The sequence below is a fragment of the Pseudomonas agronomica genome (genome assembly GCF_025917275.1).
Taxonomy (GTDB): Bacteria; Pseudomonadota; Gammaproteobacteria; order Pseudomonadales; family Pseudomonadaceae; genus Aquipseudomonas; species Aquipseudomonas agronomica.
The window spans coordinates 1-9,689 of the sequence record NZ_JAOSHO010000168.1 but is presented as its reverse complement, the minus strand read 5'-3'; the positions used below and the strand labels follow the sequence as shown (position 1 = coordinate 9,689).

Sequence of the window (9,689 nt, the reverse complement as noted above, 5' to 3'; positions counted from 1 at the left end):
ATCCCCTCGCCACAAGAGCTCTCAAATAAGCAAGAATCGGGGTGCCTGCAACACAGCATTCTTCAGACTGACAGTCCTTCCAACAGGATTGCAATCATGTCCCCTAAGCCCTCCCTGCCCCAACACCTCGCCGATCTCGACTGGCCTGCCCTGGAACAAAGCCTCGACCAGGACGGCTGCACGATCATTCGCAGTTTGCTATCGCCAACGCAATGTCGGCAGTTGAGTAGTTTGTACGCCGACCCCGGGCTTTTCCGTTCACGGGTAATAATGGCGCGCCATGGATTCGGGCGCGGCGAGTATCAGTATTTTGCTTATCCGCTGCCTGAAGTGATCCAGCAACTGCGTCAGTCGCTGTATCCGAAACTGGTACCACTGGCCAATCGCTGGAACGAATGCATGGGGCTGGACGCGCGGTATCCCGACAAACATGCCGACTTCATCCAACGCTGCCACGCCGCCGGGCAGCAACGCCCCACCCCATTGCTGCTGCAATACGGTCCGCAGGACTACAACTGCCTGCACCAGGACCTGTATGGCGAGCATGTATTCCCGTTGCAGGTGGCGATCCTGCTGTCGGAACCGGGCGAAGACTTTACCGGCGGCGAGTTTGTCCTCACCGAACAACGGCCGCGCATGCAATCACGCCCCCTGGTCATCGACTTGAAACAAGGCGACGTCGTGGTGTTCGCCGTGCATCAGCGGCCGGTCAAGGGCGTTCGCGGTTATTATCGGGTTAACTTGCGCCATGGCGTCAGCCGCATACACAGCGGGCGCCGGCATACACTCGGGATCATTTTTCATGATGCGCAATGACGACACGCCCATCACCCTGGACCTGTTCGCCGACCAGGCGCCCATCACGCCCGGCCAGGTCGAACAGATCGGCCAGCAGTCCTTTGTGCTGCGCGGGTTTGCCCTGCCTTGGCTTGACCGCCTGCTGCCAGCGCTGGAAAACGTCTTGCAGGCAGCACCGTTCCGGCAGATGGTCACGCCCGGCGGCTTCACCATGTCGGTAGCGTTGACCAGTTGTGGCGTACTCGGCTGGACCACCGACCGCAGCGGTTACCGCTACACCGCCGATGACCCGCAGACCGGTCACCCCTGGCCCGACATGCCGCACGTATTTCGCGAACTGGCCCAGGCCGCCGCCCGTGAGGCAAGGTTCGAGCATTTCGAGCCGGACGCCTGCCTGATCAACCGCTACGTGCCGGGCGCACGCATGTCGCTGCACCAGGACAAGAACGAACGTTCCCTGACAGCCCCCGTCGTCTCGCTCTCCCTGGGCCTGCCAGCCGTCTTCCAGTTCGGCGGATTCGAGCGCAGCGACAAAAGCCAGCGCATCCCGCTGTTCCATGGCGACATCGCGGTCTGGGGTGGCGTGGACCGGTTGCGCTACCACGGCGTGCTGCCGCTCAAGCCGGGAGAGCATCCGCGCCTGGGCGCGCAACGGATCAACCTGACGTTCCGCATGGCCGGATAAAAGCGCAGAATTCAACCGCAAGACCCGGAGTGTCGTCACAAGCATGGCTCCTTACTCTAGGCAAAACGGGCCAATGGAATAACGACCATGAACAACACTTCCAACAACCGCTCCCCTGATCAGGACCCACGCTGGGCCGCCGTGCTCGCCCGGGATCCGAGCGCCGACGGCACATTTGTCTACGGCGTGAAGACCACCGGCATCTATTGTCACCCCAGCAGCCTGTCGCGCCTGCCGAACCCGCGCAACGTTGAATTCTTCGACACGCCGGAACAGGCCCAGGCCGCCGGCTACCGTCCCAGCAAACGCCTGGCGAGGGACCAGACCCAGATTGCCGCGCAACAAGCGGCCCGGGTCGCGGCCGCCTGCCGGCAGATCGAGGCGGCCGAGGAACTGCCTGGGCTGAATGACCTCGCCAGGACTGCGGGCCTGAGCCCCTTCCACTTCCATCGAGTCTTTAAATCCATCACCGGCCTGACACCCAAGGCCTACGCCGCTGCCCATCGCTCACGCAAGGTGCGCGAACGCCTGGCCGACGCCGGATCGGTGACCGAAGCGCTGTATGACGCCGGCTTCAACTCCAACAGCCGCTTCTATGAAGCCGCCGACAAAGTCCTGGGCATGAAACCCGCCGATTACCGCGCCGCCGGACAAAACACTGACATTCGCTTCGCGGTCGGCCAGTGCTCCCTCGGGGCGATCCTGGTGGCGCAAAGCGAGCGCGGCGTGTGCGCGATCCTGCTGGGGGATGATCCGGACACGCTGGTGCGCGACCTGCAAGACAAATTCCGCCGCGCCAACCTCATCGGCGCCGACCGGGAATTCGAGCAACTGATCGCCCAAGTGGTCGGTTTTATCGAAGCGCCGGCCCTGGGCCTGGACTTGCCGCTGGACCTGCGCGGCACGGCGTTCCAGGAGCGGGTCTGGCAGGCCTTGCGGGAGATTCCGCCGGGCAGTACCGCCAGCTACGCCGAGATCGCCCAGCGCATCGGCTTGCCTAAAGCGGTGCGCGCGGTGGCCCAGGCCTGCGGCGCCAACAGCCTCGCCGTGGCGATCCCCTGCCACCGGGTGGTGCGCAGCGACGGCAACCTGTCCGGCTATCGCTGGGGCGTTGAGCGCAAGCGTCAGCTGTTAGCGCTGGAGCGCGTATCTGAAGACTGAACACCGATATAGATCGCGACCGAATCGGGCGCGTTGTACACCTCGAAATCGGTTGTGAACCGGCGCACGGCCTGGGGATTATCGGCGAAGTACGCCCAGATCAGCCCCCAGGCCTGGATCACGCAGCCGGGCATTTCACCTTTGGCCGAGAACACCAGGTAATCCCCGCCCTCGATATCCACGGCGGGGTAGCCTGCGCTCGCGGCATCGACCTGCACACCCGCCGTCACGTTGAAATAGCCGGTCGCATCGGACTCGTAGCCGGAATACACCCCATAGACGAACGACTCCGACTGACGCGCCGGGATTTGCTCGAACAGCCCTTCGGTGAAGAACTGCTGCCACATCGGGCCGATCTTCGCCGTGTCGCCCTGTTGCTCGTCGGCGTTGCGGGTGCGCACTTGCAAACCGGCCACCGTAAAGGGTTCGACAGTCCTGAGTTTCACGTCCATGGGTCGGGCTCCTTGATGATTGAGTCCGCATGGTACCGATCCTCGCAGCAGGATCAACCCGGGCATCGATTGAAAAACTCGACTGGCCCTGGCCGGGTCACACCTGCTAAAAACAGCGCTTCCTTCTGCCGTCGGAGACACCCGGACATGAGTCAGTGGCCAGACACCCGCATTCTCGACCTGCTCGGCATCGAGCATCCGATCATCCAGGGGCCGCTGGCCGGGGTGACCGGTCCAGCCATGGTGGCCGCCACGTCCAATGCCGGTGGGATGGGCTCGATGCCTGCGGCGATGCTCGACGTGGAGCAACTGCGCCAGGCACTGGACGCCATCGTCGAACAGACCGACAAACCGTTCAGCGTGAACTTTTTCAGCCACCAGCCGCCCGTTTTTGATGAGCAACGAGCCGAGGCCTGGAAGCAACGACTCAAGCCTTATTACGAAGAACTGGGCGCCGATTTCGACGCGCCCACGCCAGTGTCCAATCGCACGCCGTTCGACGACGCGGCCTGCCGCGTGCTGGAAGAACGGCGGCCCAAGGTGGTCAGCTTCCACTTCGGCCTGCCGGAAAAATCGTTGCTGGATCGGGTCAAGGCCACCGGCGCGAAAATCATCTCGTCGGCCACCACCGTCGAGGAAGCTATCTGGCTCGAACAGCACGGCTGCGACGCGATCATCGCCATGGGCTATGAAGCCGGCGGTCATCGTGGGATGTTCCTCAGCGACGACCTCAACACCCAAGTGGGCCTGTTCGCCTTGCTGCCACAAGTCGTCGACGCGGTGAAAGTGCCGGTGATCGCAACCGGCGGCATCGGTGATGCGCGGGGAATCGTCGCTGCGTTTGCCCTCGGTGCTTCGGCCGTGCAACTGGGCAGCGCCTACCTGTTCACGCCGGAAGCCAAGATCAGCGCATCCCATCACCGGGCGTTGCGCACGGCCAAGGAAAGCCAGACCGCGGTCACCAATCTGTTCACCGGGCGCCCGGCCCGGGGGATCGTCAACCGAGTGATGCGCGAAGTCGGCCCGATGAGCCCGCTCGCCCCCGCCTTTCCCCTGGCGGGCGGCGCATTGATGCCTTTGCGCGCCAAAGACGAAGCTGATTTTTCCAATCTCTGGGCCGGCCAGGCGTTTCCGCTGGGGCGCGAGTTGCCGAGCGGCGAGTTGACGCGGCGTCTGGCCGAGGAGGCGCTGGCTCGGTTCAAGGGCTGAGCGCAAGCCTGACAGTCCCCGGCGCTTGACCGGACGCTATCGCGAGCTTGCTCGCGATGACGGCAGCCCTGCCACCGCTGACTTCTGACAAAATGCCACGTTCCGTTTGTCAGCCATTCGCTATATATTCCGCTATATAGCGAACCCACCCCCACGGAACCCTGTCCATGCGCCCAGTCCATTTCGCCCCGCTGCTGCTGGCAGCCTGCTTGAGTGTCAATGCTGCCCACGCCGATGAGGTGCAGGTCGCCGTCGCGTCCAATTTCACCGCCCCTATCCAGGCCATCGCCAGCGATTTCGAAAAAGACACCGGGCACAAATTGATTGCGGCGTATGGCGCGACCGGGCAGTTCTACACCCAGATCAAGAACGGCGCGCCGTTCGAGGTCTTCCTCGCCGCCGACGACACCACCCCGGCCAAACTGGAAAGCGAAGGCGATACCGTGAAAGACTCGCGCTTCACCTACGCCATTGGCACGCTGGCGTTGTGGTCGGCCAAGGACAATTACGTCGACGCCAAGGGCCAGGTCCTGCGGGACAACGCGTTCCAACACCTGTCCATCGCCAACCCGAAAGCTGCGCCCTATGGCCTCGCCGCCACCCAGGTGTTGGATAAGATGGGGCTCGCCAACCAGGTCAAGGGCAAGATCGTCGAAGGCCAGAACATCACCCAGGCCTACCAGTTCGTGTCCACTGGCAATGCCGAGCTCGGCTTCGTCGCCCTGTCCCAGGTGTTCAAGGACGGCAAGCTGGCGAGCGGCTCCGCGTGGATCGTCCCTGCTGAACTGCACGACCCGATCAAGCAGGACGCCGTGATTCTCGGCAAAGGCCGGGACAACCCTGCCGCCAAGGCATTGATGGACTACCTCAAGGGCCCGAAAGCGGCCGCCATCATCCAGTCCTACGGTTATCAACGCTAAATGCCCCTGACCAGCGCCGATTACGCTGCCATCTGGCTAACCCTGAAGCTGGCGTCATTGACCACGCTGATCCTGCTGCTCATCGGCACGCCCATCGCCCTGTGGCTGTCGCGTACCCGATCCTGGCTGCGCGGGCCCGTGGGCGCGGTGGTTGCCCTGCCCTTGGTGCTGCCGCCCACGGTGATCGGCTTCTATCTGTTGTTGGCATTGGGGCCAAACGGTTGGATCGGCCAAGTCACCCAAGCCCTCGGCCTGGGCACCCTCACCTTCAGCTTTACCGGGTTGGTGATTGGCTCGGTGATCTATTCGATGCCCTTCGTGGTGCAGCCGCTGCAAAACGCTTTTTCTGCCATCGGCAGCCGTCCCCTGGAAGTCGCCGCCACCCTGCGGGCCGGGCCGTGGGACACCTTCTTCAGCGTCATCCTGCCCCTGGCGCGCCCCGGTTTCATCACGGCGGCAATCCTCGGCTTCGCCCACACGGTCGGCGAATTCGGCGTGGTGCTGATGATCGGCGGGAACATCCCGGAAAAGACCCGGGTGGTGTCGGTGCAGATCTACGACCATGTGGAAGCCCTTGAATACAGCCAGGCCCATTGGCTGGCTGCCGCGATGCTGGTGTTTTCCTTCCTGGTGTTGCTGGCGTTGTATTCCAGCCGCCGAACCCGCGCCGGCTGGAGCTGATCGATGATCGAGGCGAGATTTCAAATCGACCACGGCCCGTTTTCCCTGGACCTGGATGTGCAATTGCCTGGCCGGGGCGTGACGGCGCTGTACGGCGAATCCGGTTCCGGCAAAACCACCTGCCTGCGCTGCATCGCCGGATTGGACCGGCCCGCGCGCGGCTTCGTCGAGGTCAATGGTGAGGTGTGGCAGGACAGCGAGCGCGGGATTTTCGTGCCGCCCCACCGGCGAGCGCTGGGGTACGTTTTCCAGGAGGCGAGCCTGTTCGACCACCTGTCGGTGCGGGGCAACCTGCTGTTCGGCCTCAAGCGCGTCGCCGCGGCGCAACGGCGCGTGGACATGAACCTTGCAACCGAGCTGCTGGGGATCGGTCACTTGCTGGATCGCCAATCGCACAACCTCTCGGGCGGCGAACGCCAGCGCGTCGGCATCGCCCGCGCCTTGCTCACCAGCCCACGCTTGCTGCTGATGGATGAGCCGCTGGCGGCCCTCGACACGCGCCGCAAGAACGAGATCCTGCCCTACCTGCAGCGGCTCCACGATGAACTGGACATCCCCGTGCTGTACGTCAGCCATTCCCAGGATGAAGTGGCGCGCCTGGCCGATCACATCGTGTTGCTGGACGCCGGGCGCGCCTTGGCCAGCGGCCCGATCGGCGAGACCCTGGCCCGGCTCGACCTGCCATTGGCCCTGGGCGATGACGCGGGCGTGGTGATCCAGGGCAAAGTCGCCGGCTATGACCCGGATTACCAGTTGCTCACCCTGACGCTGCCCGACAGCCAACTCCCCATGCGAGTGACCCACACGCCTATGGCTGACGGATTGCCGCTGCGCATCAAGGTCCAGGCCCGGGACGTCAGCCTGAGCCTGGCAAACGATGCGCAGACCAGCATCCTCAATCGCCTGCCCGTGACGGTCGTCAGCGAACTGGCCGGCGACAACGCAGCGCACGTGCTGATCCGCCTGGATGCCGCCGGCACACCGCTGCTGGCGCGGATTACCCGGTACTCCCGCGATCAGTTGAAGCTGCACCCAGGGCAAGTGCTGTGGGCGCAGATCAAGGCGGTGGCGGTGTTGGCGTAGCCTTCGCGCTCGTAAGAGCAGCCCCTTGTGGGAGCGAGCTTGCTCGCGATGACGTTGGAAGATTCACTATTTATGCAAGCTGATCCACCGCTATCGCGAGCAAGCTCGCTCCCACAGGTTATTGGTGGTGGCATGAGAATCTCGGCACGACCGCAACGGCCAGCGGTCAATGAATTCACAGGCCATTCGAATTCATCGCCAAGGATCCACCATGCCCGATACTCCAATGCCCGATGCACTCCCCGCCGACTTGCATTACGTCGACGACACCGCGCCGGGCATCACCCGCAGGAAACTGCGGGGCAAGTTCTGCTATTTCGATCCGTCGGGCCAGCGCATCACCGATGCGGCCGAAATCCAGCGCATCAATGCCCTGGCCGTTCCGCCGGCCTACACCGATGTCTGGATCTGCACCGACCCGCGCGGCCATCTCCAGGCCACCGGCCGCGATGCCCGTGGACGCAAGCAGTACCGTTATCACCCACGCTGGCGCGAAGTGCGCGATGCCGACAAGTATTCACGCATGCTGGAGTTCGGCCGCACCCTGCCCCGCTTGCGCAAGCGCCTGGAAGAAGTTCTCGCCACCCCGGGCTTCAGCCGCGACAAAGTCATGGCGACGGTCATCACCTTGCTCGACGTGACCCTGATCCGCGTCGGCAACACCCAATACGCCCGGGACAATCGCTCCTATGGCCTGACCACGCTGCGCAACAAACATGTCGCGGTCAACGGCAGCGCCATCGCGTTCCAGTTCCGTGGCAAGAGCGGCATCGAGCACCAGATCACCGTGAAAGACCGACGCCTGGCGCGAATCATCCGGCGCTGCCAGGAAATGCCCGGACAGAATCTGTTCCAGTACCTGGACGAGAACGGCGAGCGCCACGCCGTCACCTCGTCGGACGTCAACACCTACCTCAAGACGCTCACCGGCGCCGACTTCACCGCTAAGGATTACCGCACCTGGGCGGGCAGCGCGGCAGCCCTGGATGGCCTGCGGACATTGCAATGGGAAACCGAAACCGAGGCCAAGCGACACGTCGCCGAGATGGTCCGGCAGGTTGCCCGGCAGTTGGGTAACACGCCCGCCGTCTGTCGCAAATGCTACATCCACCCCGCCGTACTGGAAGGCTTCATGGGCGGCGTCCTGCATGAACTGCCCAAACCCCGGGTGCGCAAGGGCCTCAGTGCGCAGGAAGCGGCGCTGACGATGTTCCTGCAGCGCATGGCCCACGCCGTCGAAGCCTGTTGACCGAAGCGATTGATTCGTTGCCGGACTCGATAAGCGTGTTACGGAAGTGGAACATCCGACAGCCGGCGGACTCCCAACTGTACAGAGCCGCTGATCCGCAGACTCGTCAACGCGTGACGTCGAGAGGAGTTTCAGATGTCCGAACACATCGTCCATTTCCATTGCCAGATCGATCAGGGAACCACCGAACGCTTCCGCGACAACTGTCTGGAAGCCATTGAAAAAGGCGCCGACTCGCTGATGCTCAACCTCTCTACGGTCGGCGGTAGCACCAACTTCGGGTTCACCCTCTACACCTTCATCAAGTCCCTCCCCGTGCCGGTGCGCGCCGTGAACGCCGGCAATATCGAGTCGATGGGCATCGTCATGTACCTGGCCGCCAGCGACCGCACCACGACCCCGCATTCGCGCTTCCTGATCCACCCGATGAATTGGTATTTCGGCCAGAAATCCGTGGACCATTCGCGCTTGCGCGAATACCTGTCCAGCCTGGACAACGACGTGGCGCGGTACGTGGAAATCTACGTCAAGGAAACGGCCGGTGCCGCCACGCAACTGGATATTTTCAAATGCCTGTGCGCCGAAGAACGAGTGATCCCGGCGGAGAATTCCCTGGCCTTCGGCATCGCGCACCGGGTTGAACAAGTGGTGTTCCCACCCGAGGCCAAGCATTGGAAAGTGAGCGGCGGCGAGGATTGAAACCGTTCCTTTGGCAATGAATAAATTCGATTTGACGCCGTTTTGTTTATTAACAAAATCCATGTTGTATAAGTTCAAGCGAAACGGCTGTATAACTTTTCCATGCACTTTTTCAAACCAATACCGTTCGTCGCCAGCGAAACGTTTTTTTTTAAACTTCCCTCCGCCATTTTCTTTCACAGTACTGCGAGGCACGTTTTACTCGCTTAACCAAAATGAGGATTCTCGAAATGGCTAATAGCGGAAACAAAAACCCAGGTAACTTCGCAAACGACCGTGAGAAAGCATCCGAAGCCGGCAAGAAAGGCGGACATGCTTCCGGCGGCAACTTCGCAAATGACCGGGAAAAAGCGTCTGAAGCTGGCCGCAAAGGTGGCGAACGCAGCCACGGCGGTGGCCGGAAGTCGTAACCCGGAGAATCGTTGGGGCGCAGCTCTGCTGCGTCCTGGCGCTTAACCTGTCGAGGTCATGAATGAGCCAGGATCGATTCATCATCAGTTTTATCGCCGATGGCCAACCCGATAACCGAGTGTTGGCGACGGACACCGAGACGCTGACCACCGAAGAAGCCGAGGCGCTTTTGAGGGTGACGTTCACGGAACTAAAGAGTGCCGAGATCAGCGATGTTCAAGTTCAGAAAAGAACTAAGCCAAACGAAACGGAACATGATGTTCCGGGGCATTTCAAACAGCCTTAATTCGTTTTACCCCCCTTATTTCCGCTCCCTGCCCCTCCGTGGCGAGGGAGCTTGC

12 protein-coding genes are annotated in these 9,689 nt (G+C 62.4%); 11 read left to right on the top strand and 1 reads right to left on the bottom strand.

Translation table 11 applies throughout. The features are described 5' to 3' along the window. The first annotated feature begins 96 nt into the window (after positions 1 to 96). From OC610_RS13995 to ada, 3 genes are all read left to right on the top strand, one after another. Positions 97 to 816, top strand: coding sequence for a 2OG-Fe(II) oxygenase (locus tag OC610_RS13995; RefSeq protein ID WP_264428436.1), 720 nt, complete (start codon positions 97 to 99; stop codon positions 814 to 816). After that, complete coding sequence (gene alkB, locus OC610_RS13990) at positions 803 to 1,483, top strand: DNA oxidative demethylase AlkB (protein WP_408636586.1); 681 nt, start codon at positions 803 to 805, stop codon at positions 1,481 to 1,483. Before OC610_RS13995 ends, alkB begins: the two co-directional genes overlap by 14 nt. A gap of 87 nt (positions 1,484 to 1,570) precedes the next feature. Beyond that, entirely contained in the window at positions 1,571 to 2,644 is a 1,074-nt protein-coding gene (gene ada, locus OC610_RS13985; protein ID WP_264428434.1) for a bifunctional DNA-binding transcriptional regulator/O6-methylguanine-DNA methyltransferase Ada, read from the top strand. On the opposite strand, the gene OC610_RS13980 is transcribed toward ada, so the two are convergent. Then, positions 2,608 to 3,096, bottom strand: a complete 489-nt coding sequence (locus OC610_RS13980; RefSeq protein WP_264428432.1) for a GyrI-like domain-containing protein — start codon at positions 3,094 to 3,096, stop codon at positions 2,608 to 2,610. The two genes, ada and OC610_RS13980, sit on opposite strands and share 37 nt — an antisense overlap. A 147-nt stretch (positions 3,097 to 3,243) precedes the next feature. On the opposite strand from OC610_RS13980, the gene OC610_RS13975 reads away from it, so the two are divergent. The 8 genes from OC610_RS13975 (at position 3,244) to OC610_RS13940 (ending at position 9,634) form a co-directional block, all read left to right on the top strand. Beyond that, positions 3,244 to 4,305 carry an NAD(P)H-dependent flavin oxidoreductase gene (locus tag OC610_RS13975; protein WP_264428430.1) on the top strand — a complete coding sequence of 354 codons (1,062 nt, stop codon included), beginning with the start codon at positions 3,244 to 3,246 and terminating at the stop codon, positions 4,303 to 4,305. A gap of 167 nt (positions 4,306 to 4,472) precedes the next feature. Continuing rightward, positions 4,473 to 5,225 (top strand): molybdate ABC transporter substrate-binding protein, encoded by a 753-nt coding sequence (gene modA, locus OC610_RS13970; protein ID WP_264428428.1) that lies wholly within the window; start codon positions 4,473 to 4,475, stop codon positions 5,223 to 5,225. Continuing rightward, on the top strand, positions 5,226 to 5,906 hold the full coding sequence (gene modB / locus OC610_RS13965; RefSeq protein ID WP_264428426.1) for a molybdate ABC transporter permease subunit: 681 nt from the start codon (positions 5,226 to 5,228) through the stop codon (positions 5,904 to 5,906). It begins immediately after the preceding gene. Positions 5,907 to 5,909: 3 nt separating this feature from the next. Further along, complete coding sequence (modC, locus tag OC610_RS13960) at positions 5,910 to 6,989, top strand: molybdenum ABC transporter ATP-binding protein (protein WP_264428424.1); 1,080 nt, start codon at positions 5,910 to 5,912, stop codon at positions 6,987 to 6,989. Positions 6,990 to 7,200: 211 nt separating this feature from the next. After that, positions 7,201 to 8,238, top strand: coding sequence for a DNA topoisomerase IB (locus OC610_RS13955; protein ID WP_264428423.1), 1,038 nt, complete (start codon positions 7,201 to 7,203; stop codon positions 8,236 to 8,238). Positions 8,239 to 8,373: 135 nt separating this feature from the next. Beyond that, the gene (locus tag OC610_RS13950) at positions 8,374 to 8,937 is read left to right on the top strand and encodes an ATP-dependent Clp protease proteolytic subunit (RefSeq protein ID WP_030142235.1); all 564 of its coding nucleotides are present in this window, start codon (positions 8,374 to 8,376) and stop codon (positions 8,935 to 8,937) included. 230 nt (positions 8,938 to 9,167) lie between these two features. Further along, on the top strand, positions 9,168 to 9,347 hold the full coding sequence (locus OC610_RS13945) for a con-10 family general stress protein (protein ID WP_003182983.1): 180 nt from the start codon (positions 9,168 to 9,170) through the stop codon (positions 9,345 to 9,347). 62 nt (positions 9,348 to 9,409) lie between these two features. Further along, positions 9,410 to 9,634 (top strand): hypothetical protein, encoded by a 225-nt coding sequence (locus OC610_RS13940; protein WP_264428421.1) that lies wholly within the window; start codon positions 9,410 to 9,412, stop codon positions 9,632 to 9,634. The last annotated feature ends 55 nt before the right edge of the window (positions 9,635 to 9,689 follow it).